Origin of the sequence: Bifidobacterium sp. (assembly GCF_022647885.1) — a bacterium.
Classification (GTDB): Bacteria; Actinomycetota; Actinomycetes; order Actinomycetales; family Bifidobacteriaceae; genus Bombiscardovia.
Map to the genome: position 1 here is coordinate 754,770 of NZ_JALCLM010000001.1, position 25,027 is coordinate 779,796.

The 25,027-nt window shown below is 53.7% G+C and carries 30 protein-coding genes; 25 read left to right on the forward strand and 5 right to left on the reverse strand.

The window, feature by feature from the left end:
* Window positions 1-870 precede the first annotated feature (870 nt).
* The 17 genes from LKI20_RS03170 (at window position 871) to LKI20_RS03250 (ending at window position 14,614) form a co-directional block, all read left to right on the forward strand.
* On the forward strand, window positions 871-1,320 hold the full coding sequence (locus LKI20_RS03170) for an HNH endonuclease (protein WP_291769775.1): 450 nt from the start codon (window positions 871-873) through the stop codon (window positions 1,318-1,320).
* Window positions 1,321-1,371: 51 nt separating this feature from the next.
* Window positions 1,372-1,884, forward strand: a complete 513-nt coding sequence (locus tag LKI20_RS03175; RefSeq protein WP_291769778.1) for a hypothetical protein — start codon at window positions 1,372-1,374, stop codon at window positions 1,882-1,884.
* A complete protein-coding gene (locus tag LKI20_RS03180; RefSeq protein ID WP_291769781.1) occupies window positions 1,884-3,536 on the forward strand; it encodes a hypothetical protein in 1,653 nt (550 codons plus the stop codon). The genes LKI20_RS03175 and LKI20_RS03180 overlap by 1 nt, the downstream gene beginning before the upstream one ends.
* Window positions 3,505-4,974 carry a phage portal protein gene (locus LKI20_RS03185; RefSeq protein ID WP_291769784.1) on the forward strand — a complete coding sequence of 490 codons (1,470 nt, stop codon included), beginning with the start codon at window positions 3,505-3,507 and terminating at the stop codon, window positions 4,972-4,974. Before LKI20_RS03180 ends, LKI20_RS03185 begins: the two co-directional genes overlap by 32 nt.
* Window positions 4,934-5,872 (forward strand): hypothetical protein, encoded by a 939-nt coding sequence (locus LKI20_RS03190; RefSeq protein ID WP_291769787.1) that lies wholly within the window; start codon window positions 4,934-4,936, stop codon window positions 5,870-5,872. Before LKI20_RS03185 ends, LKI20_RS03190 begins: the two co-directional genes overlap by 41 nt.
* 85 nt (window positions 5,873-5,957) lie before the next feature.
* Entirely contained in the window at window positions 5,958-6,509 is a 552-nt protein-coding gene (locus tag LKI20_RS03195; RefSeq protein ID WP_291769790.1) for a hypothetical protein, read from the forward strand.
* Window positions 6,510-6,527: 18 nt separating this feature from the next.
* Entirely contained in the window at window positions 6,528-7,499 is a 972-nt protein-coding gene (locus tag LKI20_RS03200) for a major capsid protein (RefSeq protein WP_291769793.1), read from the forward strand.
* Window positions 7,496-7,672, forward strand: a complete 177-nt coding sequence (locus LKI20_RS03205; protein ID WP_291769796.1) for a hypothetical protein — start codon at window positions 7,496-7,498, stop codon at window positions 7,670-7,672. Before LKI20_RS03200 ends, LKI20_RS03205 begins: the two co-directional genes overlap by 4 nt.
* A gap of 7 nt (window positions 7,673-7,679) precedes the next feature.
* On the forward strand, window positions 7,680-8,126 hold the full coding sequence (locus LKI20_RS03210) for a Gp19/Gp15/Gp42 family protein (RefSeq protein ID WP_291769799.1): 447 nt from the start codon (window positions 7,680-7,682) through the stop codon (window positions 8,124-8,126).
* A gap of 9 nt (window positions 8,127-8,135) precedes the next feature.
* A complete protein-coding gene (locus tag LKI20_RS03215; RefSeq protein WP_291769802.1) occupies window positions 8,136-8,573 on the forward strand; it encodes a DUF6093 family protein in 438 nt (145 codons plus the stop codon).
* A 1-nt stretch (window position 8,574) separates the two neighbouring features.
* The gene (locus tag LKI20_RS03220; RefSeq protein ID WP_291769805.1) at window positions 8,575-8,946 is read left to right on the forward strand and encodes a hypothetical protein; all 372 of its coding nucleotides are present in this window, start codon (window positions 8,575-8,577) and stop codon (window positions 8,944-8,946) included.
* A gap of 68 nt (window positions 8,947-9,014) precedes the next feature.
* Window positions 9,015-9,338, forward strand: coding sequence for a hypothetical protein (locus LKI20_RS03225; protein WP_291769808.1), 324 nt, complete (start codon window positions 9,015-9,017; stop codon window positions 9,336-9,338).
* Between the two features lie 74 nt (window positions 9,339-9,412).
* Complete coding sequence (locus LKI20_RS03230) at window positions 9,413-9,925, forward strand: hypothetical protein (protein WP_291769811.1); 513 nt, start codon at window positions 9,413-9,415, stop codon at window positions 9,923-9,925.
* 101 nt (window positions 9,926-10,026) lie between these two features.
* Entirely contained in the window at window positions 10,027-10,524 is a 498-nt protein-coding gene (locus LKI20_RS03235; protein ID WP_291769814.1) for a hypothetical protein, read from the forward strand.
* 62 nt (window positions 10,525-10,586) lie between these two features.
* Complete coding sequence (locus LKI20_RS03240) at window positions 10,587-10,892, forward strand: hypothetical protein (RefSeq protein WP_291769817.1); 306 nt, start codon at window positions 10,587-10,589, stop codon at window positions 10,890-10,892.
* Between the two features lie 9 nt (window positions 10,893-10,901).
* Window positions 10,902-13,883 carry a phage tail tape measure protein gene (locus LKI20_RS03245; protein ID WP_291769820.1) on the forward strand — a complete coding sequence of 994 codons (2,982 nt, stop codon included), beginning with the start codon at window positions 10,902-10,904 and terminating at the stop codon, window positions 13,881-13,883.
* Window positions 13,883-14,614, forward strand: coding sequence for a hypothetical protein (locus LKI20_RS03250; protein ID WP_291769823.1), 732 nt, complete (start codon window positions 13,883-13,885; stop codon window positions 14,612-14,614). Before LKI20_RS03245 ends, LKI20_RS03250 begins: the two co-directional genes overlap by 1 nt.
* 141 nt (window positions 14,615-14,755) lie before the next feature.
* Here the strand turns inward: LKI20_RS03250 and LKI20_RS03255 are convergent, their stop codons facing one another.
* Window positions 14,756-15,130, reverse strand: coding sequence for a hypothetical protein (locus LKI20_RS03255; RefSeq protein WP_291769826.1), 375 nt, complete (start codon window positions 15,128-15,130; stop codon window positions 14,756-14,758).
* A gap of 46 nt (window positions 15,131-15,176) precedes the next feature.
* On the opposite strand from LKI20_RS03255, the gene LKI20_RS03260 reads away from it, so the two are divergent.
* From LKI20_RS03260 to LKI20_RS03275, 4 genes are all read left to right on the forward strand, one after another.
* A complete protein-coding gene (locus tag LKI20_RS03260) occupies window positions 15,177-16,337 on the forward strand; it encodes a hypothetical protein (RefSeq protein ID WP_291769829.1) in 1,161 nt (386 codons plus the stop codon).
* Window positions 16,337-17,605, forward strand: coding sequence for an SGNH/GDSL hydrolase family protein (locus LKI20_RS03265; protein WP_291769832.1), 1,269 nt, complete (start codon window positions 16,337-16,339; stop codon window positions 17,603-17,605). Before LKI20_RS03260 ends, LKI20_RS03265 begins: the two co-directional genes overlap by 1 nt.
* 88 nt (window positions 17,606-17,693) lie before the next feature.
* Window positions 17,694-18,044: a hypothetical protein gene (locus LKI20_RS03270; RefSeq protein WP_291769834.1), complete on the forward strand. Its 351-nt coding sequence runs from the start codon at window positions 17,694-17,696 to the stop codon at window positions 18,042-18,044.
* Between the two features lie 24 nt (window positions 18,045-18,068).
* Window positions 18,069-19,319 carry an SGNH/GDSL hydrolase family protein gene (locus LKI20_RS03275; protein WP_291769837.1) on the forward strand — a complete coding sequence of 417 codons (1,251 nt, stop codon included), beginning with the start codon at window positions 18,069-18,071 and terminating at the stop codon, window positions 19,317-19,319.
* Window positions 19,320-19,423: 104 nt separating this feature from the next.
* On the opposite strand, the gene LKI20_RS03280 is transcribed toward LKI20_RS03275, so the two are convergent.
* On the reverse strand, window positions 19,424-20,554 hold the full coding sequence (locus LKI20_RS03280) for an acyltransferase family protein (protein WP_291769840.1): 1,131 nt from the start codon (window positions 20,552-20,554) through the stop codon (window positions 19,424-19,426).
* A gap of 44 nt (window positions 20,555-20,598) precedes the next feature.
* On the opposite strand from LKI20_RS03280, the gene LKI20_RS03285 reads away from it, so the two are divergent.
* From LKI20_RS03285 to LKI20_RS03300, 4 genes are all read left to right on the forward strand, one after another.
* Window positions 20,599-21,045, forward strand: coding sequence for a hypothetical protein (locus tag LKI20_RS03285; protein WP_291769843.1), 447 nt, complete (start codon window positions 20,599-20,601; stop codon window positions 21,043-21,045).
* 69 nt (window positions 21,046-21,114) lie between these two features.
* Window positions 21,115-21,612, forward strand: coding sequence for a hypothetical protein (locus LKI20_RS03290; protein ID WP_291769847.1), 498 nt, complete (start codon window positions 21,115-21,117; stop codon window positions 21,610-21,612).
* Window positions 21,609-22,898, forward strand: coding sequence for a peptidoglycan-binding protein (locus LKI20_RS03295; protein ID WP_291769850.1), 1,290 nt, complete (start codon window positions 21,609-21,611; stop codon window positions 22,896-22,898). Before LKI20_RS03290 ends, LKI20_RS03295 begins: the two co-directional genes overlap by 4 nt.
* Window positions 22,899-22,909: 11 nt before the next feature.
* The gene (locus LKI20_RS03300; RefSeq protein WP_291769854.1) at window positions 22,910-23,293 is read left to right on the forward strand and encodes a hypothetical protein; all 384 of its coding nucleotides are present in this window, start codon (window positions 22,910-22,912) and stop codon (window positions 23,291-23,293) included.
* 194 nt (window positions 23,294-23,487) lie between these two features.
* Here LKI20_RS03300 and LKI20_RS03305 read toward each other — a convergent pair whose 3' ends face one another.
* The 3 genes from LKI20_RS03305 to LKI20_RS03315 are packed head-to-tail and all read right to left on the reverse strand — an operon-like array spanning window position 23,488 to window position 25,011.
* A complete protein-coding gene (locus tag LKI20_RS03305) occupies window positions 23,488-23,904 on the reverse strand; it encodes a protein-export chaperone SecB (protein WP_291769857.1) in 417 nt (138 codons plus the stop codon).
* Between the two features lie 8 nt (window positions 23,905-23,912).
* Window positions 23,913-24,419: a helix-turn-helix transcriptional regulator gene (locus LKI20_RS03310; protein ID WP_291769860.1), complete on the reverse strand. Its 507-nt coding sequence runs from the start codon at window positions 24,417-24,419 to the stop codon at window positions 23,913-23,915.
* A gap of 58 nt (window positions 24,420-24,477) precedes the next feature.
* A complete protein-coding gene (locus LKI20_RS03315; RefSeq protein ID WP_291769863.1) occupies window positions 24,478-25,011 on the reverse strand; it encodes a hypothetical protein in 534 nt (177 codons plus the stop codon).
* Between the last annotated feature and the right edge of the window lie 16 nt (window positions 25,012-25,027).

The following is a 25,027-nucleotide window of genomic DNA, read 5'->3' on the forward strand; positions in this document are numbered from 1 at the left end:
ACGTCGCGGATACGGCAGGGCGCACCAGATGGAGCGGACCCGGTGGCAACACCTACTAGCCCAGGGCGCGCATCCCGTGTGCAAACGATGCGGACAGATTGTCAAACCGAATCAAGCTTGGGACTTGGGGCACAGTGACGACCGCACCCGATGGACCGGACCCGAACACGCACACTGCAACAGGAGCGCAGGGCAAGCCAACAGCATCCGCATGCGCGAGCGATGGAAATGACAGCGACAACGAGATCAGACGTAAAGACAAACGACTAAAACAAAACGTTTCGTCAAACCTGAACCGATTCGAACGGTCCCGACACACCCCCGGGGGAGGGTCCCTCAAGGTGGGGTGAAAGACCGCTGGTGAGCTGGCTCGCAAGAAAATCATAACTAGGGATTTGAGTTTTCCGAGGTTTTCGTAATTTTTCCAGTATGATGGAGGGTAAGTGAATGCCCCCGCGAAGTTGGCGCTTCCGGGGGCTTGACCAACTCAGTAAGGGAGTTGATATGGTTAAGTCTATCTGTATTGATTGTGGTTGTCAGATTATTTCTGAATGGTATTGTAAAAGATGTAAACCGTGCAATAAAAAGCATCAGATTTCGTATATGAAGGCATATAACGCCAAGCATTACAAGCCGATCAGGAAAGTTTCAATTATTCGTGTTTGCGCTTTTTGTGGCGTTGAGTTTACAACCTTGAGTTGCAGTCATCAGAAGTTTTGCTCTAGAAAATGCCGGATAGACGAATGTACTGCTAGGCGCTCTGCGAGAGCGAAGGCTAGAAGGGACTCCAGTACAAAGGTTTGCCCTGAATGCGGAATCGAGTTCATTGCGAAGAATACCACCAAGCAGAAATATTGCTCTTCCTGGTGCATGGAAAAGCATAATGGCAAAGACAGCAAGACGAAGATTTGCTCCGAGGGCGGATGCTGCCGTCACGTTCGTGCGCGTGGCATGTGCAATATGCATTACAAGCGTCTTCTTCGCGCTGAAGGAAAATTGCGGGATCCTTGGGACGAGCGGAGGCGCAAGAACTACGAGAAGCGCCGGGCACGCAAGAATTCGAATGGACCTGTCGAAGATTTCACTAACTTGGATATCTACGAGCGCGATAAGTGGCATTGCGGTATCTGTGGCCTGAAGGTAGATGAAGACCTTGCCTATCCCGACCCGATGTCCGCGAGCCTTGACCATATCGTTCCGTTGTCAAAAGGCGGTATGCATACTCGCAAGAATGTTCAATTGGCGCATTTGCGTTGCAATGTGTCCAAAGGTGACAAGATATTAAACCCGCAGCGTTCTCTTCTGGATATCGCTGTGTAGATTGTGGGGTGCGTGATGCCTGTTGGTAGCCCTCGGCCTGCGGGCGGTCGCATGCCTGACCCTTCGTCGGAGCGTTTTCAGTCGAGGGCGCAGGGCTTGTTCGCCTTGCCTGCGAGCGGATATAAGCGGAATCATCCGAAGTTCCCCTTGCCGAAATACGTGGTTTGGGACGTCTGGAAGGATGAAGAGGGAACGCACAAGGAGCATGACGACTCCGGCAGCGATGCGTGGAATGACCGCGAGAAGCAGGTATGGGACACGTTGTGGCGTCTTCCTCAAGGCTTCGCGTGGTCGCGTCCTAAATATGCGTACTTGCAGGTGACGTTGGCGCAGTATGTGCGGCAGTATGTGCTTTGCGAGTCCGGCGAGGCTAAGGCCGCTGACCGGACGGCGTTGTGTCGATTCGCGGATACTGTGGGCCTTACCCCTCAAGGGCTGCGTATCAATGGCTGGACAATTCTGGACGATGCGGCGAAGCCGAAGCGTCCGAAGGGGCGCAAGGCTGATTCGAAGATCGTGGCGTTTCCGTCGTCGCGCGACCGGTATGCTGATTTGGAGCTGTGATGATTTCCTCGCTGGGCTTCCTGCTGATCGACTGGGTTGCCGCGCACTGCGTGGTGCCTGCTGGCTTCGATCTCAATGCGCCGTTCGTCATGACGGGATGGCAGGCGAGGAATGCGATTGACTTCTACCGCGTGAAGCCGGATGTGGCGTTCAATGCGTCGCGTCCGGCGCAGGCGGCGGCTTTCAAATGGCGGCGCGGGCAGATCGTGGGCGGGCAGAAGCTCGGCAAGTCGCCGTTCGGCGCTGCCGTGGTGTGTTTCGAGGCGGTTGGCCCGTGCGTGTTCGCCGGGTATGCGAAGGGCGGTGAGACGTTCCGGTGCGAGGATTGGGGCTGCTCGTGCGGCTTCGAGTACGAGTATCGCGCGGGCGAGCCGATGGGCATGCCGAGGCGCACCGCGCTCGTCCAATTGTTCGCGAATTCTGAGGAGCAGACGGCGAACGTGTACAGGCCGTTGCAGACGATGATACGCAACGGGAATCTGGATGACCTGATGGCGGTGCGCGAGGGGTTCATCCGGCTGCCGAACGGGGGGCGCATCGACCCGGTGACGTCTTCGGCGAAGTCGAAGCTGGGCAACCCGGTGAACTTCGCATTGCTGGACGAGTCGGGCGTGTACACGAAGCGTTCGGGAATGTTCGAGGTCGCCGACACGGTGCTTCGCGGCGTCTCCGGCATGGACGGGCGGATGCTCGAGCTGACGAACCCGTGGGACCCCATGGACGCCACGTTCGGGCAGGCCACCTACGAGTCGCGCTCGGACGACATCATGAAGTACTTCCCTAGGCATGATCCGGAACTGGATTTCATGGATGACGCCGACCGGCGCAAGATTCTCGAATTCGTGTACGACGGCAGCCCGTGGGTGAATATCGATCAGATCGAGAAGACCTGTTCGGAGCTGCTTCAGCGCGATCCGGCGCAGGCGCGAAGGTTTTTCGGCTGCGAGCTGGTGCAGGGCCTCGGCTCCTACATGCCCGAGGCGTTGTATGACGCGACCGCGAGCGACCGCGTGCCGCCGTCGTCCGGCGTTGAGATTTGTCTGGGCTTCGATGGCTCGCAGTCCGGTGATTGGACGGCGCTTCGCGCGGAGAGCGTGGATGGCTACCGGTGGACGCCGACGTATGGGCCTGCGAAACGGCCCGCGTTCTGGAATCCGAAGGAGTGGGAAGGCCGTATTCCTCGCAGCGAGGTGGATGCTTGCGTTTCCGAGCTGTTCGACCACTACAAAGTGCAGAGATTCTACTGCGATCCGCACCCTTGGGAGACGCAGGTGGACGCATGGAGCGAACGTTATGGGGAGGATGTGGTCGTGCAATGGCCTACCAACCAGCCTGGTCGCATGTATAACGCTCTCGTCCGTTTCCGTGAGGATACAGCAGATAAGACCACATCCCATAGTCCAGATTTGACCGCCAAACTACACATGATGGCGGCTCGAATGGTGGCTAAACCCGGTGACCGGTTTGTGCTTGGTAAACCTTCTGAGAATCAGAAGATTGATATTTCTATGGCTGACATTCTTGCCCACGAGGCCGCATGTGACATGCGCGCACTTGGTTGGGGAATGAATAGCAGCAAAGTTTTCTTACTCGGACAAACGAATACGTTAGGAGGATCCTATGGCGGCAGTAATGGAGTTGTCTTCGGATGAATCCGCAATGGTGCGTCACCTGTACACTCGCTTGCAGCGTTTACGTAAGATCCACGAGGATCTCGATCACTACTATCGCGGCGAGCAGCGTATCCAGACGATAGGGCTCGCCGTTCCTCCCGAGCTTCGCGTGTTCGAATTCCCATTGAATTGGCCTCGGGTGACGGTGGATACCGTAGTGCAACGCCAGCGTGTACGCTCTTTCAGCCTTCCTGATGATCCCGATTCCAATAATTACCTTTCCGAGGTGTGGGAATCGAACAACATGGATTCCCAGAGTGTGCTGAACCACCTCGAAACGCGCGTGCAAGGGCATGGCTTCGTTTCTGTGGGAACCAATGAGGACGATAAAGAGCACCCTCTAATCACGGTTGAATCGTCGCGGTCCATGATTGCAGAAATCGACCCTCGCACACGCAGGATCACTGCTGCGCTCAGAATCTACTATGATCCGCTGCAACGTGCCGCACCCACCGAAGCGACGCTGTACCTACCTGATTCGACTATTTACCTGGAGCGTGTCAAGGGATGGCAATGGGCAATCAGTGATCGCGATGATCACGGTTTGCATCGTGTCCCGGTCGTGCAGTTCCTGAATCGGCCTCGGGTTGGCAACTTTGTGGGCGAATCGGAGATGAAGGATGTGCTCAAGCCCACGGACATGGCTGCTCGAGCGCTCATGGATTTGCAGGTTGCGATGGAAACCCACGCAGTGCCCGGTAAGTGGGCCACAGGCGTGAACAAGGATGACTTCATCGATGCAGAGACCGGCAAGATGGCGGCTTCATGGCAGGCGTATTACACGGCGATGACCGTGACACAGAGTCAAACTGCAAAATTCGGTCAGTTCCAGGCTTCTGAGCTTACGAACTTCAAGACGGTGATTGACATGCTTGCTGAGCAGGTGAGCTCCGTGACCGGTCTGCCTATGCGATATTTCGGGCAGAATACAGCCAACCCGGCAGCCGAGGGTGCGATTCGTGCCGATGAGGTGCGGTTGGTGAAGAACGTCGAGTTGAAGAACATGACCGATGGAGACTGTTGGGCAGACGTGATGGCACTGGCATACCGGTTCGGCAAAGGCGAGTGGCTTGATGGCAATCGTATCCGCACCGATTGGGACGATCCGAACACCCCCACGTTCTCGCAGAAGGCTGATGCCATACAGAAACTCGTAGCATCAGGGATTCTCAGCCGTGAGGGTGCTTGGGACGAGATGGGCTGGTCTCAGGCCCGCAAAGATCTGGAACGGCAGCGATTCGATGAAACCGATGCAGCTCAATGGGAAAGCCTGTTGAAACCGGAGGCCACGAATGCAGACGATGGCGGGACAGGAAATGCCCAAGCTGGCGGTAATACAGGGCAAACACCTGCGGACGGTCAGCAACAGGGCAGTGATGCAAGTCATACAAGCCTGGCGGCAAAACCGGTCCGATGACTTCGACCAGGCTTACGCGGATGCCTATGCGCCCATGCTATCCGCACTGGATTCAGCGCAACGGGACGTGGCCGACTACATGGCGGAAACCACGCCCGACGTGATGCGAAGCCTGGGAAGCCGCAACCTTGACTCCCCGGAATTCACCGTCAACACCACTCAGCTGGTCGGGTGGGCCGGTAACGGGCAGAACACTTTCGATAACCTGTGGAGCAGTGTTCTGCTCGGCAAACAGTCGATAGCAGACGGCGTATCGACGAACATGGCGCTCACCATAATAGAGAACAGTCTGGCGCTCCGATCTCGCACGATCCTCGCGGATACGGCGCGGGCATCTTCGCTGCTGTCTGCGAAGTCTCACAGTTTCGCCGCACATTATGTGCGCATGCTGACACCCCCGTCCTGCGGACGTTGTGCGATTCTCGCGGGGATGCCCTCAGGCAGGAAAGCGTTCGAACGGCATCCGCATTGCGATTGCGTGGCGGCGTGGAGCACTGATGAACGTTCTCTGGCCAAGCATTATGCGAATGCCACGGACTATCTGAACTCGCTGAGTTCGCAAGACCTGGCAAAGACCCTGGGGTCTCAAGCCAACGCCCAAGCGTGGAAAGACGGAGCGGACCTCAACCAACTGGTGAACGCTTACCGCAGGAGCGGCAGTGTGCGGCCCGCGCAGTTGTACGGCAGAACCATCAAATACACGTCTGATGGAACCACGAAGCGAGGCTGGGCGTATTCCCGTATGAAACAGGCCGGATATGTCAAAGGGCATGTGAAATACGGGTCGAAATACTGGCGAGCGGACCGGCCCAGATTGATGCCTGAAAGCATCTACCAGATCGCAGGCAGTGACCATGCCAAAGCGATGAGACTGCTCGACAATTACGGGTGGCTGTAAACAGCCTCTCTTATCTAATTTTTACCGCTCGTGCGATGCGAGTGGCTTTTGCCATGCGATGTGGCGCAATCAACAAGGAGAAACTATGCATACACGTTGGAACTTTCTTCGGCATGTTCGCATGATCGTCGCTGATGGCGGCGAAGGCAGCGGAACAGACAGCGGTCAGGGCGATCCTGAACCAAAGCCGGATGAAAACCACGCAGAACAGCAGGGCGTCGAGTCCGAGAAACTTGGCGAGAACGGTCTTAGGGCTTTGAAGGCCGAACGTGAGGCGAACAAGGCCGCGAAAGCCAAGCTTGCCGAATACGAGGCTCAGATCCAAGCGTTCAAGGACAAAGACAAGACCGAATCCGAGAAGGAAGCCGAACGGTTGCAGGCATTGGAGAAATCCAATTCCGAGAACGCTCGAAAGGCCTTGCAATATGAGGTTGCGGCGGAGAAAGGTATCCCCTTGAAGCTCGCCGCACGACTTCATGGTGCGGACAAGGATGCCATGCTCGCTGATGCAGATGAACTTCTCCCGTTGATTCAGCAAACCAAGCCGAACATTCCCAAGCCCGACAAGAGCCAGGGCAGAGGCGGCAAGCCAAAGCCTGCGTCACTGTCTGCGGCGATTGCTGGACATCTGAAATAACCCTTAAGGAGGGTAAACATGGCAGTAACACTGGCGGAAGCCAAAAACAATGCGTTGGAAGACTATGACCCGATGGTCATCGACGAGTTCCGCAAGAACTCGGAAATCCTCGACTCCCTCATCTTCGACGATGTGGTGAATCCCGCTGGCGGCGGTGCGACGCTCACCTACTCATACCGCCGTCTCGCAACCCAGCCGACCGCCGCTTTCCGTGCGATCAACAGCGAGTACACCCCGCAGGAAGTCACCACGCAGAAGTTTTCCGTCGATCTGGCGGTTCTCGGTGGCAGCTTCGAAGTTGACCGCGTGCTCGCAAACCTTGGACCGGAGGCTTCCGGCTCCATCGCCTTGAACATCACCCAGAAGGTCAAGGCTGCAACCACCTTGTTCCAGGACACTATCATCAACGGTGACACCGCCACTGATGCGAACGCGTTCGATGGTCTGGACAAGGCGCTGACCGGTTCAAGCACCGAGGATGCAACTTCCATGCCTGACTGGACAGACGTTTCCGACAATGGGTTCAAGATCCTTGATTCACTTGATTCGTTCTTGAGTCTGCTCGACGGTGACCCAACAGTTCTCGTTGGCAATGCGAAGGCGTTGGCGAAGATTCGTGCGGCAGCACGTCGCACCAGCCAGTATGTGAAGGATCCCATCGAGGATCTCCTCGGCGCGAACGGCCGCCCTATCACCCGTGAGACCTACGGCAACATTCTGCTCGTGGATGCAGGTGCTAAGGCAGGCACCAACGATCCGATCATTCCAGTGGACTCCACTACCGGTACGTCGGACGTGTACGCATACCGTGTCGGACTTGACGGCTTCCATGGCGTCTCCGTTTCTGGCGGTCAGCTTGTACAGACATGGCTCCCGGACTTCACCACCGCCGATGCGGTGAAGAAGGGCGAGGTCGAACTTGGCCCCATCGCCGTCGCGCTGAAGGCCACCAAGGCAGCAGCCGTCCTTCGCGGGGTGAAGGTGCAATGAGCTGGACAGTGAAGACCCCGGTCAAGGGCTTCACCGGTGACGTCGCAGGTGTTGATTTCCACAACGGTATCGGCACCTGCGATTCCGACATCTCGTACTTCCAACGTCATGGATACGAGATTACGGAAGACAAGCCAGCAAAGCCAAAGTCAACAGCCACAGCGAAAAAGTGAGGTAGCCATGCCTGACGATTCACAGGTGGCCAAATACGCGACGATCTCCGATGTTGCCGATGAATTAGGCGAAGATATCGTCGAAGAAAGCGCACGGGGGAAACAGATTCAACGGTGGCTCAACAGGGCTGAGCGCAATATCCGTGCCCGAGTGACCGAATTGGATAATTGGGCTGCTGCCGATGCTGATTACAAGGCGTCTGTGAACGACGTGGAAGTTTCGGCAGTGGAACGTAAAGCGCGGAACCCCGATGGTATGCGATCCATGATGACACAGATCGATGACGGCAACTTCCAGCAAACCGTGGATAACTCACGATCTACTGGTGAGATCGTCATACTCGACTCCGAGTGGTCCATACTGTTGAAAAGCGCTTCCACCACGGCGTTCAGTGTCATCGCGCAGGCTCAACCGGACGCCTTCCCCTTGCCCTCATACCCCTACGGCTATTAGGAGGTCATCATGGATGTGCTGAGCATGGTGCAGACTGCGTTGCCGCGACTTCGTGAACAGGCTGATCGGCTCATGACCGATCGCTTCAGCATCCAGAGATACACCGGCAAAACGGTCACCGACCCTGATACGGGGGTGGATACGCCGGAAGTGCTGCCGGTGGCCGAGACCATCGGCAAGGTGCAGACCTCGGGGGGCATCGCCTCCCAGGTGGTCACCGCGTCCGGTGACAGCAGCAACGTGGGCGGCAACGTGCCCGTATGGAGCCTGTACCTGCATTTCCCCGCATCTCTCACCGGACTCAAGGAGAAGGACGTGGCGGTATGCACCGCCTCGGACGATCCCGACCTGATAGGCAGGAAATTTCGGCTAGTAAATCTGCAATCTGAGAAATCGCATGCCACTGCCAGACGGTGGAACGTCCAGGAGATGCCGGAAGGAGATTGACATGGCCATGATTGACGTATCCCAAGTGAACGCGCTCGCTCAAAAGCTCGCGGCGGCCCCGTTGAAGAAGCAGGCTTTGGTCGCGGCGGCGGTGAAGAAGGGCGCGCAGAACATCAAGGAAGCGATCCAAGAGGATGTGCAGGGGTCATCCAACAAGGCCATCCGCCGCATTCCCATCGCCTATGAGATGAAAGCCGAGAGCACGCGCATCGAGGCTGACATCGGACCCCGCAAGGAAGGTGCCGGCAATCTCGCCAACATCGCCTTCTTCGGCACCGAACGCGGCGGTGGCACGCACAAGTTCTACGGGCATGGTGAGGACGAGCTTCCGACAGCCGCCGATTACGTGCGCAAGGCGGCTGAAGGCCTATGACCTCGTACTCCCAAGCCCGTGCCGCAATTATCTCGCTTATCCCCGCGCTCACAGGATGGACCGTGTATATGGATGGCATAGCCACGGGGAAGAAACCCCCATGGATTGTGGTCAGCCTCTCGGAGAACGGGCGTGAGCATACCGAGGGGCTGGCGACCACGAATCATCTCGCCACGCTGGACGTGCGCGTGGTGAGTACGTCGGAGACCAGCATCGGCGTCATCTGCGACAAGCTGACCTCAGCGCTGGATGGGGCCTCGCCCGGCGGCGGTGTGGGGTCTCTGGTCCCTGACATCGACTCAGGGGTGTATGCGTCCGAACTCATCGACCCGGACACCTCCGTACCGTTCCTGATGCGCGTGCTCACCTGGCGCACCGGATGGCCCGCCTGACACAACACAATCAACAATTTCAAGCCTTGGTATCACGCCAGGGCTTTTTTCATACCCAAATTAAGGAGTAACACATGGCATTGCCCAAGGCATCCCTCGAAGATGGCAAGTTCCTCACCGTGTTCGTGCCGACTATCGCCGACATCACCACACCCACCGTGGCCGAACTCACAACCCCACTGGTGGCGTTGTCGGATTACCTGGTAGCCGACGGTTTCAAAATCACCCACTCGCAGGATTTCGCCGATGATGACCGCGAGGCATCACCTGCTGTCGGCCAGATTCCAGGCCAGGAGAAATACACGGACGGCTCCCTGCAGGTGATCGACAACACCAACATCTCAGATGAGGAGAATGTGGCGGTCGAGAAACTCACCAAGGGGATGAAGGGATATATCGTGCGCCGTCGCGGCAGGGACAACAAGGAACCCTTCGCCGCTGGCGACATCGTATCCGTGTACGCGGTCACCATCGGCATCAAGACCCCTGTAGCCCATGCTGCGAACGCACGTCAGATGAGCACCATCAGCTATTCGGCGGACCCCAGCTCGCAGGATGAGACCGCCACGGTTTCTGCCGGAGCCTGACCTTTGATTCCCTTGCCTGTGTGCGCTGGGTCGCTCCCGCATTCAGGCAAGCTTTTTACTTCTTCCTCTGGTAGCGGCCGCATATCTTTAGGAGCGACAAATTGACTATCACCATTACCAAACCCACCGCGAAGGTGGAGGTCATCACCGATGTGAATGTGCTGAGGGACTTGATCGAAGCGTTCAACGTTCTCAACCAGCTGCAAGAGGCGAACAAGCCCGCCAAGACCGTGCAGGCGCAGAAAACCAAGACCCGTAAAATCATGAAACAGGTGGATGAATCCACGCTGATCTTCGTTTTGCACGGGTTGAATTCCAGTGCATGGAACCTCTTGGTCGTAAAACACTCATCCGCTAAGGGCAATGTGGTCGTCAAGGATTGGCCCGCTCTGATTATGGATGCGATCCCCGGCATGCTGGACGGGGTGCGCTGGAAGCTCCCGCATGACGGCGTGCAGGACGTGGCTTTGACGAACGATGAGTTGCATGAACTGCTCGAATCGTTGACAGACTCGCAGGCGCAGGAGCTGATGGTGCAAATTCAGACGTTGAACACTCCTGTGGCCTCGGTCCCAAAAGAATTGCGGGACCGTCTCTAGCTGACCTGCTGGCAGATAACCCGCAAATCCTCTCGGAGCTCAGATGCGCGAAGAGCCTCGGCGTGAGCTACAAGCGGTTTCTCGGATGGGAGCCGACACCTGACGATTCGGTGGAATGGGACTCCACAGAACGCGAGTGGATGCTAGCCCTGCAAACCTACGAGAACGCGCACGTCTGCCCAGTATGCGGCATGGACATCGATTTCTGCCATGACGAACACCAGGTGCGAAGCGTTTTCAAACGCAGCGATGTCACCACATGTTTCGTCGGTGAGATGCGTGAGAAAAGCATGCGCGCGTTCGCCGAGTCGGGCGACGTGATCGCTCCAAACTCCCAGACCACGAAACTCGTCACAACAACCGAATAGAGGTGCGTCTTGGCGCTTAATGAGAACATCATCATCCGCCTCATGGCGGATACGTCGAACTACACGACCAAGATGCAGGCGGCGGGCGCGCAATCCGAAAAACTCGCAACATCGATGGAGAAACCGCGCAGCACCTCGGACAAGCTCAAAAGCGGTTTCATGACCGCAGGCATCGCGGTAGGAGCGCTCTCCGCAGCTGTGGGCGTGGCAGCAGTGAAGAGCTTCATGGACTTCGACGCATCCATGAGCACCGTACAGGCAAACACCAAAGCCAGCGCTAGCGAAATGAGCAAGCTGCGTGACGCCGCACTAGACGCGGGGCAACGCACAATATACAGCGCTACAGAATCCGCTGACGCAATTAACGAGCTAGCCAAAGCAGGTATGAGCACCGCCAACATTCTCAACGGCGGGCTCAACGGAGCACTCGATCTCGCGGCATCGGACGGCATGGCTGTCAGTGACGCCGCTGAACTCATGGCATCCACACTCGCACAATTCAACCTCAAAGGCACGGACGCCACAAAGGTAGCGGACGCGCTCGCAGCAGGTGCAGGAAATGCTCAAGGCTCAGCCAGTGATTTAGGCAATGCTCTTTCGCAAGCTGGCTTGGTGGCGAATCAGTATGATGTGAGCATGCAGGAGACCACGGGCACGCTCGCCGCGTTCGCGAACGCGGGCATGATCGGCTCCGATGCCGGTACCTCGCTTAAATCCATGCTGATTGCCCTTGCTAATCCGAGCAAGAAAGCTCAACAGGCACTTGACGATCTAGGAATCAGCGCTTGGGACTCGCAGGGTAATTTCATTGGTCTCTCCGGCCTTGCAGGACAGTTGCAGACTAAGATGGCGGGGCTGACTGATCAGCAACGTCAGCAAGCGATGGCTACCATTTTCGGCACTGACGCGGTGCGGTCTGCTGGCGTCCTTTACAAAGAGGGTGCTAGTGGGATTGATAAGTGGACAAAAACTGTTTCGGACTCTGGTTATGCTTCCGAGCAGGCTGCCGCACGTACCAACAACCTCAAGGGTGACATCGAACAGTTCACCGGCTCCATTGAAACAATGCTCATCAAGATTGGCGGTGGCGCGAACGGCCCGTTACGTACGATGGTGCATGGTGCGACCGATCTTGTTACTGCTTTCAGTACGTTAGACCCGCATATCCAGCAGACCGTAGTTCTGCTGGGTGTTGCGGCTGGTGCAACCGCTGGACTTCATAAGATGTTCGGAAATCTTTCCACTTCTTCCAGTGGGTTTGGGCGGAGTATGGGACTCGCGCTTGACCCCATGCAACGGTTGCAGGGGTTGTGGAGTGGGTTGAGTACCGGGGCGCAAACTATGGCCACGGCATTTCAAAGCCCGACTAGGCAAATGGAATTGTTCGGCACGACCATGAGCCGTGGGAAGGCTATTTCCAATGGTTTCAAAAGCGTCGGTTCCGGACTCATGTCCATGATGGGCGGGCCTTGGGGGGTAGCGTTCGCTGCCGCTGGAGCAGCTCTTGCCATCTGGTCGCAGAAGACTGCTGATGCGAAAACGCGCACGGACAATATGACCAGTGCGCTCAAATCTGGTCAGACCGCGGTTCAGAAACTCACACAGAATCTGCAGAGTGGGAACGACACTGATTGGGGTTGGTTCCAGAAGACACGCACGGGAGCCGATAGCCTCGCCCAGGCGCTGGATAAGGCTGGTGTCAGTCAGAAGACCTTCGTTGACGCGGCGATGGGTGATAAAACCGCAATAGCCTCGTTCAACCAAGAGTTGGATGATTACATCAACAAACATGGCGGTGCCGGAACCGTAACGGATGAGTTGCGTGCGCATTTGGAGCAGCAGACCAAAGCTGTTTCCGGTTCCAAGGAGGCCATGAAGGAGCAAGCCGAGGCAGACAAGCAAGCCACTGCCGAAAAGGTGAACAACACCTTGGCGACGGCTGGGCTCACCGATGCGACCGCCACCAACACGGATGCTACATCAGAAGCAGCCGATGCGAACGATATCCTCGCGGAATCCTTCGGGGCCTCCAGCAAGGGCATTGACGATCAGGCATCAGCCTTGGGAGAGGCGTTGGATGCACTGAAAACCTACTACGGTTTCTCACTCGATGCTTCAGATGCCACTATTGCATTGCATGATTCCTTCGATAATGCTGATAAGGCAATAAGCGATAACGGTAAAACCTTGGATCTCAACACGGAGAAGGGCCGTGCGAATCAGTCAGCGTTGAACGACGTGGCTAAATCAGCGTTGGATGCGGCTGAGGCGCAGGCCCGTAACGGACAGAGTGTAGACCAGATCCTGCCGACCATTGATAATGCCAGGAACCGATTCGTTGATTTCGCCGTGAGAATGGGCATGGGCACAACCGAGGCAAACGCACTGGCTGACCAGTCCGGTCTCACCAAGGATGCCGTGAACCGACTCACCCAGTCCGTCAACAATGTGCCGGCGTTGAAGATAGTAAAAATCAATGGTGACATCAGCGATGCCCAGGCAAAAATCGGGGTTATCAAGAACGATTTGCTGCAAATCAATGACAAAACAGTACGGGTAACCATGAACTATGTCACAACTGGGAATACCCAAGGCTTGCATGTAGCAGTTGGTGGCAATGGTGGAACCCTGGTCAAAGCTTCCGGTGGTTATATTTCCGGCCCGGGTACTGCCACATCAGATTCGATACCCGCACGCTTATCCAATGGAGAGTATGTCATTCGAGCATCCGCGGTCGATCATTATGGCGTGGGATTGTTCGACCAGTTGAATTACCAACGCTATGCAACCGGCGGGCTGGTGCAGCAGTATCAGGCGACACCGTTGCCGGAGAGCGTACCGGTGGGGAAGTCCCAGAGGCCAGTGCGTGTGGAACTCCACCAGACCATTAGCAGCCCGTTCCCCCAGAGCCTTGATGTGTTGGCGGCGAAAGTCAAGGTCAAAACGGATCAGGCAATGAGAGATGCTCTGGTATCTACGGGAGGCATGTGATGAGAATCAGTATTGTTTCCGACGATGATGTCATCCCGTTCGCTAACGGCATGTACCCGGATTACACCGGGTTTTGGATTGTGGCGGGCGGGATTGACGGATTGTATGGTTCTCCGGGGATCCGGGAAACTCCTGTTGACATTCCCCAAATGGACGGACAGTACTGGCCGTCACGACTCACGCAGGGGGGGCGCACCATAACCCTGAAATGCGGCGCGCTATGTCGAACGAGTGTTGAAACAGCGAACGTGCTGGAACGGTTGAGCGCGTTAATGACCAAAACCCTCAGGTTGCGTGTAGAGGATGAGAGCGGAGTGAAAACACTCTCCGGTTTTATCGCTGATGATTTCGAACCGTCCATTTGGTGGAGTCGTGACCGAGTGTATTTCACCATCATTTTCTATTGTCCTGATCCGTTGAAGTATGGGCCTGCGGTGTCGTTTGTGTCGTCGGGTTCGGTGGTGCGTGTTGAGAATGCGGGCAGGGTTGCTGTGTATCCGAGTGTTCGTGTGAATGGTTCGGTGTCTGCAATGTTGTTGATGTTGGGTTCTCGAACTGTTCAGTGGACAGGCAATGCTAATGGGCTTGATCTTGATTTACGCGACATGATTCCCAGTTCTGGTGTGGTTTCTGGTCAGGCGTTCAAGATTCCTCCTGGTGTGAGTGCAGTTCCTGTTTCTTGGTCTGGTAATGGTTCGTTGATATTGACTGTTAGCCCTGCGTGGAGGTGACTCATGGCTCACATGATTGAAATGACGAAAGCCGGACTGTTTCTGAAGCATGACGAGAGCTGCGAAGACATTATGAACTGCCCTTATACGCGGGCGTTCTGCAGGATTCCAGCCAGTGACGACGGCATCGGGGTTGGATTGTCAACCGACGGCAGGCTCTTCATCTGCGAAGGGGAAATCGAGGAAGCGTAGCCACTTGTCCTCGTCTTCCGCTGGAACGCGAAATTGTACGGTCTGTTCCTTGCCGTCCGGTTTCGTGAGGGTCATGTTGACTATCGGCGCTGCGGAGCTGATCTTGATGCTCATTGCTTTGAGCAGTGGCGGTACTTCGTCTCCGACGACGATCCGGCCTTGATTATCGGTCATGAACGCGTTCTCTGTTTTCAGTTCGAGATAGTGGAATTCGCAAACCTGGAACGGTTGTTTCCCTGCAGGTCTGAATACGCGGCGTGCCTTTTCCTGGCAGCCTTTGACGTCACATCCGTTGATTCGTTGCAGCAGTTCTGAAGCTTTCATATGAAAATCATAATCCTTTGTTTATTCCATCCGCTTGGAGGTAGTCATGTTGGAACCGTTGGTTGTTGATGTGTTTGGCCCGTTGGGTGATCCGATGTTTCGTTTGCCGTATTCGAAGGCTTCTTGGTCGGATTCGATTTCTGAGACTGGGAGTTTGCAACTGGATGTGGATTATTCGCGTGAGGTGTTGCGTATTCCACGGGGTTTGCGTGAGTTGTTGAAATTGTGGGGTGTGATTATTGCTGCGCACCGGTTTGACCTGGTGTCTGGGGTTGATGTGGTGAAGCATGCTGGCCCATTGACGGATTACACGTGGGATCATCAGTCGCGCAAATTGCAGTTAACGTGTGGTGGTGGTTGGAGTTTAACGTCTACTCGTTTGGTGTTGAATCACACGTTGGAGTCGGGTTGGGTTGATGGTGATGTGCTGGTGGATGAGGAGCATCCTGCTGGCGCGTGGGTGTTGACGTTGACTGGGAGTTATTCCGATATTGCTCGTGGTTTGGTCGCGGAGGCGATGAAATGGGGAGCGCTGCCGATTACGCTGCCTAGTGTTCAGGGTGGTTCGCGTACACGTACGTATAACGGTTATGACGTGGCGAAAGTGTCTGACCGTTTGGATGAGTTAGCGAAGTTGGCTGATGGTAACGAGATACGTTTCGATCCTAGGCTGAAATCTGATGGTACGCTCACGTTTGATTTGCGTAGTGGTTCAAACATTGTTGGTCATGAAGCTGAGATTATTGACCACTCGTGGTTGGAAGATACTGATTTTGGCGCTTGGCATGCGGATGTTCCTGGACAGCGGGTGAAGTTAAAAACTGTTGTTGGTAGTGGTTCGGGTATGACGAACCAGGTGTATGTGATTGGTGGCAAGCATGGTGATAAGACCGTCATGGCTCGTGTCACTGATAATTCGAGTGTGCTTCCCCTGTTGATTCAGTCGGCTGATACGACGCATACCACGGCGACAGAGTTAGCAACGTTGAGAGCTTATGCGCAGGCTGGTGTTGCGTATGGTGCGTATCCGGATGAAACGTTTTCGCTTGAGGTTGGTGAAGAGTTTCCTGTTCGTCCTGGTGATTATGCGGATGTGTGGGTTGAGGACGATTTCCTGGGTGACATGATGTTACAGCTCAAAATCACTGATGTTGATGGGTCTTCGGATTCGGATTGGTTGACTGTTCAGGCGAGGGAGCGTGGCTGATGACAGATACGCATATGTTGATGTTTGGTGATGGTAGTCCGGCTGGTACTGGTGTGGCTGTTGAATCGAATCGGTGGCCGCAATTGTTGGCTGCTGCGCTCTCGTTGACTCCACATGTGTATGCGGTGGAGGGAGCAGGATACACCGTTGGGGGTGGGAGTGTGCTCTCGCAGCTGACGGTTGCTGCTGCAGATACTAGCGTGATGTCGGATGCCGTGGGGTTAGTGTGTATCGCTGCAGGGTATAACGATGCCATACTCGGTGGTGATGTTGGTGATACAGCTAGTCAATTGTTTACGATTACCACGACGCTACGTAAACGGTACACGAATGCGAAAATCGTGGTCATGATTGGTCCGCAAGGTGTTAAACAGGATGATTTCAATACTACATTTGAGCCGTTTTATTTAGGCTTGTCTGCTGCTGCTCGAACGGTGAGTGCGGACAGTGTTGTGGACATGTGGGATTGGCTGTTTAACCATGTGGATGATGTGCAGTCAGACGGCGTGCATCCTAACGAGGCGGGTCATACGCTGATAGCCACGCAAATGCAACCGTTGATCCCTGATATTAATGTTCCTGATCCTCCTGACCTGAATCCTGTTGAACCATTAGGGGTACGTAAATATGCTCCTGGGCGTGCGGATTGGACGAAAGATTCATTACGAGCCGAACGAGTGCGTAATCAGGAGAAGAATCAGGCGAATAGTGCATCTGGTTCAGAAATCCCTCAGACCACTATCAAATTGGATGCGTTAACCAAAGAGTTAGCCACTCAACAACGGTTAACTACGAGTTTGACTGCTCAACTGTCACAAAATCAGCAACAGTTACAGGTCGCGCAACAAGAATTACAGTCGCAGCAGAAGAAACTCGAGGATGCACAAGATGAGATTAAACGAGTTACTCCCACTATTAGTACTGTGCCAGGAACTTCAGCAGGAGGCTCGCTCGGTTCTGGTTGGACGAATCTGATCTCGTTGACTGCTAAACGTGACACGTCGAACGGGAAAACACGAGCACAAGTGACCATCACAGTTACAGCCGTGAAACCAGGAGATGGATTGCCATTATTGGAATGCTTGGTGGGCGGTACCAGGGTAGCCAGTTTTCCTGGCGTTACCGCTAATGGTGACAGTTTCGGCGGCACTGCCGGCGCGACCATCACTACAGATCAGCCAGTGGTGCTACGTGGTAAATCAACAACTGCTGATGCGAGCCCAGTAAGTGGAGTCTCAATGAGCTTGTCCATCATGAGTATCGCATAGAAAGGCACCCAACATGTCAGGTGTTTACGACGACGATCACACAATACAACAAGGACTCGTTAGTGTTAATAAAAATGGAGGCCATTAAATGAACGTTAATGGCTACAAAGTTGCACGCCAGGACATAAGACTAATCCGCGGCGACTCACATCGGCTGGGAGCTATCTGCCAAACGTATGATGCTGCGGGCAAACTGATACCAGTGAATCTAACCGGATGGTCGGGCTTTGTTGAACTGCGCTCGATGTCTGGCGTGCTGTGGTGGAGCGGTCAATGCGACATGACGAACGACGGGTATGCAGTGACTGACATGTCTTCTGACACGCTTACTGCCGCCGTGTGGCATGGTCGAAGTACCGGCCAGTGGAAATGCGTGGTAACGAGTCCTGCGAATGTGGTTAGCACGCTCGCATGGGGCTATTGGTATCTGACAGACTAACAAAACGATTTTTAGGAGACAATTATGGTGGATCAGATCATCGATTGCGTAAACGCGGGGCTGATAGGCAATCATGGAAGGCAAGGCTTGCCAGGTGTGAACGCTTTGCCTACTGACGAAGCAGTTGCTGAATATATTACCGATGTCGATGCGAAAACAAGATCTGCGCTAAATGCGACAGCGTCGGATTTAACAGCGATCAAGAACCTGCGGGAACGCGTGGATGCAGTAGATTTTGTTACAAATGATGTTTGCGTGGTAATTGGTGACTCTATTGCAGTCGGATTAAATGTCGAGCCAACGAAACGATGGACAAGTCTATTCTGTTCGGAAATGGGGCTGACTGAAAAAAATTATGCGGTGTCAGGCACTGGATATTTAAATAAAATACCATTCGCCAATCAGATCGATCAGGCAATAGATGATACTTCGTTCGATAATGATCGGGTTGGACTAGTGATAGTAAGTGGCGGTATCAACGATGTGAGCACAAATGACATCACTTTAGAAGCTTCCAAGGATTTCGGAGTGATCCGTATGGAGTTTCCAGTGGCAAAACTTATGGTCGTGCCGTGTCTTGTTTGTAATAAGTATAATGACCAGACGGTCATACAGAAGACTGGTGTTAACGAGATGATTTGCCGTGCTGCAGCACAGAATGGTGCTGATTTTGTAGCGAAGGGCGCAATGACTTGGTTGGTAGGTACTGACAGTATGGCGCAGCAAGATAATCTGCATCCGAATGAGATGGGACACAGATTCATTGCTTCGAATATCGAATCGCTTTATAACGGTGGCACTGCATCTGCAGCTGGTTCGAACATATCATTACCTTTGAAGTTTCAGCTTGCTGACGATCCGAAGTACGTTGTGAATACTCCCACACGATACTATTCTCTAAATCGGATCGGCGAGAATCTACTTATGTTTACCGGTACGCAAACAATTAATGTTGCAGACGAATCAGATTGGATTGGGAGCAAAAAAATTGAAGTGAAGCTGTGCACAATCCCTGCCACATACTATAGATTGTTAATTGATATCGTTTCTCACTACCCAGTCACTCCGATGGTCAACCAACAGTATGTAGGATGTGCCGCATTGTATGCAGTCAATAACGCTGATAATACAATCGACCTGTTCTACCGGCTTGATATGACTTTTGCGTGCATTACTGACGGTACCACCGTGCGACAAAGTTATTCCCTCAGAAAGGGAGATTCCATCACATTGGAGGTTCAGCCGATAATTTTACCCGCATTTTCTGTGCTTTGATCTCAGGTGTAGAAGATCGAGATCAGTCTGTAAAAACGTCTCTTCTGCTGACGAGTAGAGGCGTTCTGTATTTCATAGAAGTAGTAAATTTTAAAATTTCGTTACTAATGAACGCTAGTGATTGATGATTCATGCGATACCCACAAAGTGACGGCAGAGTCCCAAATCCGATCGAACCACGCACCGCGATGACGGTCCACGGTCAGAGCGAACAATCCACGCCGGGCGAGGTCGGCCAATACGCATGCGCCGGATAAGAGCGCAATCCCGGCCGCCGCGGATATGAACAGCCATGGAGAAGTCCAGTACGGGGTCATATCAAACAGCTTGGTCCACAAGAGCGTGCGGATGGTCGGGAATTCGGTGATCAGGTATATGGCGAACGCCGAACGGGCGAGAAAATCGATCGCCCGATTGGAGAAGTGCGACCGTTCAAACCAAATGAACAGACCGAACGCCATGAGGAGGTCACGAAGATACCACATTTCCCCCTTGGTGACCGCGACTATTGCGGGCCCAAGGCCTGTGGTCGTTTGCAGCAACGAGGCTCCGAGACCCATGGCGACGGTCAGCAGGAAACCGGTGAGGAAAGCGATGAGACCTTCCCGACGGCTCGCCGGACGTCCATGCCAACGCCAATAGGAGACCAGGACAAATATGAAGCAGAACGGAACGAAGTTGAGGCTCATGCCGAGGCTGATCGACGGGACCACCCCGGCCAAGACGGCCCACAATACGATCGTCATGATGCACAGCATCTGGTGCTGACGCTGCCCGAGCGCTTTGAGCCCGACGAGCAGGAACGGCGCCAGCACGAGGAACATGGCATAGGCCGTCACATACCACCATGCACCCGTCAGCGTCGGCAGCATCGATTTGAGGACCAGTTTCATCGAAGAACCCGGTAAGCGGAACAGCACTGAGAGGATGACAAGCGTAAACGACCAGAACAGCACCTCCCGCTCCATCAACCATATGCGCTTAAGGCAATCGCGGACACCCAGACCGGCCTCGCACAGGAACCAGGCGCTTATCAGAAAAAACAGTGCGGCGCCTACTTTCCCCATGGGATTAGCTACGAACTCCAGAAGGACACGGTTGAACGACCAAGGCCGACTATCGATATCCAACGCGTTGAACCAAACGAAATGATGGAAGACTATGCCGAACATGGCCAGTATACGCAATAGTTCGATGCTGCTGTTTCGTGGTTTTGCCTGACCTTGCTCTCTCATGTCGTTCAGCTTACTCTCACAGTTTATACATATTAGGAGGCGTGATGCCTGATTCGATGCCTGTCTGGGCGTGGATATTGGTGACGGCTTTGAGTAGTAGCGGTTTTATGGCGTTCGCGGGCAGGTTGGCCGACCGGTGGCTGGCGCGTGATCATGCAGTGGTTCGTAGGGGCGATCTCGCCTCGGAGTTGGAGTCGGCTCTCTCTGCCTCACCGACCATCACTGGTATGGGGGAGAAGCTCAACCGTGATTTTGCGCATATGGAGCATATTGACCGTGAGCTCCGTGAGTTCAGATTGACGCAGTTGCGGCAATGCCTGTTCGCTCACCCGTATGACCAGAACAGTCACCAGTCGGCGATCGAGAGCGGCGAGGAATACATTCGCCTCGGCGGGAATGGTGTCGGGCATAAACGCCTGAGCCAGCTCGAGGACAACTACGCGCAACGCGTCGCCGCTGACGACTGGGATTACACCCATAACCGCCCATAACCTCATACTCAATTATTCAAACCTCCGAATATTCGGAGGTTTTTTTATGCCCAATTTAAGGAGATAACTATGTATAAACGATTACTGGGAGTGTTGGCCGTGCTGGTCATGCTCGGCTCGTTTGCCGCGTGCGGCACCAGCACGCCCGTACCGGATACTACGAAGCCATTACCGTCGTCTAGTCAAAAAGTCAAGACGCATACGGCGACGGTCAGGGTTGAGGGTACTGGGACGGCTACTGATGTGACGGTCAGCATTATCGATCCTGATACAGGATTACATCCCACTCAAGGATCTGAAGGGTTGGAAGGGGCTTCTGCGACTCCGAGCGATGGTGATCAAACCGTAGGAGATAGCACAGCGCAAACGGACAGTAACCCGAATGTTGTTCTCCCGTTCACGGAATCCTACGAGTTGATTACTGGCCAGAAGCTCACGGTGGCGGCCCAGAACGGTACTGCCGATTCTACTATCACCGTGACTATCACCCTGGATGGGGAAACCACTATACAGAGCGGGAGCGGAGCAAACACTGCCGTTGCTGCTACTAGTAAGGAGGCCAAATGAGCCGGAAACATCGCAGCCCTCATGAACGTAAACCTGAACCAAGGAACATGAAACGACTGCTTACTGCGGGTTTCGTGTCAGCAATCCTGTGCATGGGGTTAACCCCGTTAGCATCAGCAGACACAGTGGGCCATGATATTAGTCGCTGGCAAGGGTCCATCAATATTAGTGCGCTCGGCTCATTCGTCATCGTCAAAGCGGGCGGCTCGGATATTGGCTACTACTACACCGACCCCATGTACGCACGTAATGCTCAAGCCGTACGAGCAGCAGGTAAACAGCTCGGTCATTATTACTACAACGGGTATGCGAATCCGACTGCTGCAGCGAATAGTTTCGTCAACAGTCTGGTGGGTTACCAGGCCGGTGATCCGCTGGTGTATGACGCTGAGGAATCCCGATTCGTGAGCCCAGCCAAGGTCATGGCATGGGTACAACAAGTACGCGCACGTCTTGGTGCTACTGCGAATGTGTACGTGTATATGAGCTCCTCAGTGACTAGAGCCTACAACTGGTCCAGTGTAGCCGCGTCAGGCGTGAAACTGTGGGTAGCGAACTACGGTTCAAATAATGGTGCCTATCATGGTTCACCTTCTGTGGCGTACTGGGATAAATGGTTGATTCACCAGTACACCTCGGTCGGACGGGTATCCGGCTATAACGGTTCCCTAGACACGAATCTCGCCCGTTCAGGAGCATTCGGCAACGGCACCACAACAACCACTGTGCCGGTCACTGTTACGACCGTGAGCACAGTTCCACACGGCACATACCTAGGATATTCAGTCGCTCAAACACAACGACTCCTTAACGCCAAGGGATACACACTCGCTGTAGATGACTATTACGGGCCAGGTACCAAAGCAGCAGTGCGTGACTACCAGTCGAAACACGGACTGCAGGTAGACGGTTATGCTGGCCCAGCTACTCAAGCATCTTTAACAGGCACCCATTCCACATCACGGATTGCAGTTGACGGTGCAGCAGGTTCAGGTACTATCGGACTCTGGCAGAAGATCATGGGCACCACCACTGACGGTGTAGTTTCCGGCCAATACGTACCGCGAGGCTATACCCGAGTTGGGTTGGAATCTGTTACCTACGGTGGTACTGGCAGCCAGCTCATTAAAGCCGTCCAGAAAAAATTGGGCTTGAAACAGGATGGGCTACTCGGACCTACCACTATCAAAGCTATCCAACGTCATATCGGTGTGACCGCTGACGGCCATTTCGGACACGCGACCGTCAAAACATTGCAAACCAGACTCAACACAGGCAAATTCTAAGGAGCATCTTCATGGATACAGCATCAGCGATTCAACTCGCCACCATCATCGCCGGAGGTGTGACCTCCAGCGTCATCGTCCAGCTCGTCAAGCGATACATCACCTCGGAATGGAGACTGCCGTTCTCCCTCGCTCTGAGCGCGGTGGTCTCCGTGGCCGCCATCTGGCTGACCGGAGGATTCACCAGCCCAACCAGTGCGGCAGTCATCATCGCAGCCATCATGGGCGTGGCACAGACCGTGTATGCGATCATCGCCAAAGCTTACGTTGATCTCGACACCACACCAGTCAGCGTCACTGCCGCTCCGCAACCGGCAATAGTGGAAGAAGGCATCGCGCATGTAACCGTTGCCGAGAAGGCATTGGACGCTACCCAGGCGAGCACCACAGCCTGAGTAGAGACCTGTTGGTCAACATTTAATCTGTACGAATTCGTACATGTTTACACTCAGCCCCGCTCACGGCATCATGCCGAGGGCGGGGCTTTTTGCGTTTCAGAGCGTAAACTCACTGATATGTCTTCAATACGACGCTTGACATTGAATAGGGGAAAATATTAATTTCATTTTAGAGTGCGAATAGGCGTCTCTTAATTTGTATGAGGCTGCTGTGGCTCCTGTGGTGGTTCCCTAACTCCCAATGGGAGCGTAAGTTTGGGTAAACCATAAGACTGAAGTGTGTTAAGGATCGTCATTCTGCTATACGGCCAAGATAGAATCTGTACCGTTCCCAATACTTCTTTAAAATTCGAAGAAGTCGTATCAACTTTTTCATCCAGCCACACAGCATATGAAATTTTACAGATAAATATTGGAACTTCCTTGTTATTTTCGCTAGGAGTATTTAGTGAAAGACTAATCTCGAGAGAAAGAGGCCAGTCTTGGTTATTCACTTTGTTGACCTTAACGTTTAGAGAAAAATCTCCTTCTTGCACTTTATTAGGAGTGAAGTTCTGAGTATATCCGCTCTGCTCAGACAACTTAACCAGCCTGTTAATCTGTACCATTGAAATCCTTAATCAAGAATACTTTCCAGTGCAGCACTGCGGCTAAATGTAAGTTCAGTCATATCAGAACTGGTATCAGAGATCAAGCCATTCTGAATCATAGGTTGAATCTTTGAATCTGCATCTTCCTGGTCAATTTCATAACCTATATGTATTAATCCGGTAGACATAGACATGCTTCCATCCGGCTTCGTTACGCAATAAGGGAATTGGGAATCTTGTGAGCTTTCATGAATTGCGCGTAAACCACTTGGATGCTGTTGTGCAGGCTCGACTGTATATCGTATCCGTGCACCGACTTCCAAAGCGTAGTTCGTCAGGAGCGTCACAAGCTGCGCCTGCCCATTTTCTATTTTGGATATGTAAGCTTGAGAGACGTTCATATCATCAGCCAGCTGCTCTTGTGTCATGTTTCGAGATGTGCGAATCTCTACCAGTTTGTTGAGGAGGTCGTTACCCTCTTTGTAGAGATCATATGCCAATTCACGATAGTCGTATCCGGCTTCGCTAGTCATGCTCTTCTCCCGCTATTTTTATATAACTATTTGTAATATTACTGGTGGTTCGACTATATCACTCAGTCCAGCCATCATTTTCGTGTTGTCGGTGGAATTTTATTGCGACGGCCATTTCATGGTCCTGCTTTTGATTCACAACAACATCGTCTTCGATTCGGACATCCTTCAGATGCATATGCAGTCCGAATACATATCCCGCAAGCTCTTCAGGCTCTGCATCATAGTGTCTAATATGCTCTGTTTTATTCTGCTTTAGCTGAAATTCATTGCGTTCCCACTTGAATTCAAACATTACAATTCCCAGTTTGCGCGCACTCTCAGATACTACTATTTCGCTCCCAGGAGTAAGTTTCCCCTGCTCGATGCGATTGATTTTTTCTTCTATGTACGCTTCAGTACGCTGCTTGTACTTGTCAAAGCGGTTGAAGTCGAGGTTACCCCAGCCAAGTTCTGAATTTGCACACTTCGAAGCAAACCACCTTGCAATAGCGCGAGAAAGTGTTTCCCCGTCCTGTCGTTCTATATCTTCACCGGCCCATCTGTAATTCACTGGACCATGTTTACAACATCTACAATCGGTTGCTTCCATCTGAAACCCTTCATCG

Coding starts and splice junctions, on each gene's coding strand:
- LKI20_RS03290 (WP_291769847.1), top strand. CDS start 21,115: ATGTATAAACGATTACTGGGAGTGTTGGCCGTGCTGGTCATGCTCGGC.
- LKI20_RS03220 (WP_291769805.1), top strand. CDS start 8,575: ATGGCCATGATTGACGTATCCCAAGTGAACGCGCTCGCTCAAAAGCTC.
- LKI20_RS03285 (WP_291769843.1), top strand. CDS start 20,599: ATGCCTGATTCGATGCCTGTCTGGGCGTGGATATTGGTGACGGCTTTG.
- LKI20_RS03215 (WP_291769802.1), top strand. CDS start 8,136: ATGGATGTGCTGAGCATGGTGCAGACTGCGTTGCCGCGACTTCGTGAA.
- LKI20_RS03210 (WP_291769799.1), top strand. CDS start 7,680: ATGCCTGACGATTCACAGGTGGCCAAATACGCGACGATCTCCGATGTT.
- LKI20_RS03270 (WP_291769834.1), top strand. CDS start 17,694: ATGAACGTTAATGGCTACAAAGTTGCACGCCAGGACATAAGACTAATC.
- LKI20_RS03260 (WP_291769829.1), top strand. CDS start 15,177: ATGTTGGAACCGTTGGTTGTTGATGTGTTTGGCCCGTTGGGTGATCCG.
- LKI20_RS03265 (WP_291769832.1), top strand. CDS start 16,337: ATGACAGATACGCATATGTTGATGTTTGGTGATGGTAGTCCGGCTGGT.
- LKI20_RS03170 (WP_291769775.1), top strand. CDS start 871: ATGGAAAAGCATAATGGCAAAGACAGCAAGACGAAGATTTGCTCCGAG.
- LKI20_RS03305 (WP_291769857.1), bottom strand. CDS start 23,904: ATGGTACAGATTAACAGGCTGGTTAAGTTGTCTGAGCAGAGCGGATAT.
- LKI20_RS03180 (WP_291769781.1), top strand. CDS start 1,884: ATGATTTCCTCGCTGGGCTTCCTGCTGATCGACTGGGTTGCCGCGCAC.
- LKI20_RS03195 (WP_291769790.1), top strand. CDS start 5,958: ATGCATACACGTTGGAACTTTCTTCGGCATGTTCGCATGATCGTCGCT.
- LKI20_RS03250 (WP_291769823.1), top strand. CDS start 13,883: ATGAGAATCAGTATTGTTTCCGACGATGATGTCATCCCGTTCGCTAAC.
- LKI20_RS03185 (WP_291769784.1), top strand. CDS start 3,505: ATGGCGGCAGTAATGGAGTTGTCTTCGGATGAATCCGCAATGGTGCGT.
- LKI20_RS03205 (WP_291769796.1), top strand. CDS start 7,496: ATGAGCTGGACAGTGAAGACCCCGGTCAAGGGCTTCACCGGTGACGTC.
- LKI20_RS03190 (WP_291769787.1), top strand. CDS start 4,934: ATGCAAGTCATACAAGCCTGGCGGCAAAACCGGTCCGATGACTTCGAC.
- LKI20_RS03280 (WP_291769840.1), bottom strand. CDS start 20,554: ATGAGAGAGCAAGGTCAGGCAAAACCACGAAACAGCAGCATCGAACTA.
- LKI20_RS03310 (WP_291769860.1), bottom strand. CDS start 24,419: ATGACTAGCGAAGCCGGATACGACTATCGTGAATTGGCATATGATCTC.
- LKI20_RS03175 (WP_291769778.1), top strand. CDS start 1,372: ATGCCTGACCCTTCGTCGGAGCGTTTTCAGTCGAGGGCGCAGGGCTTG.
- LKI20_RS03300 (WP_291769854.1), top strand. CDS start 22,910: ATGGATACAGCATCAGCGATTCAACTCGCCACCATCATCGCCGGAGGT.
- LKI20_RS03230 (WP_291769811.1), top strand. CDS start 9,413: ATGGCATTGCCCAAGGCATCCCTCGAAGATGGCAAGTTCCTCACCGTG.
- LKI20_RS03225 (WP_291769808.1), top strand. CDS start 9,015: ATGGATGGCATAGCCACGGGGAAGAAACCCCCATGGATTGTGGTCAGC.
- LKI20_RS03295 (WP_291769850.1), top strand. CDS start 21,609: ATGAGCCGGAAACATCGCAGCCCTCATGAACGTAAACCTGAACCAAGG.
- LKI20_RS03255 (WP_291769826.1), bottom strand. CDS start 15,130: ATGAAAGCTTCAGAACTGCTGCAACGAATCAACGGATGTGACGTCAAA.
- LKI20_RS03200 (WP_291769793.1), top strand. CDS start 6,528: ATGGCAGTAACACTGGCGGAAGCCAAAAACAATGCGTTGGAAGACTAT.
- LKI20_RS03275 (WP_291769837.1), top strand. CDS start 18,069: ATGGTGGATCAGATCATCGATTGCGTAAACGCGGGGCTGATAGGCAAT.
- LKI20_RS03315 (WP_291769863.1), bottom strand. CDS start 25,011: ATGGAAGCAACCGATTGTAGATGTTGTAAACATGGTCCAGTGAATTAC.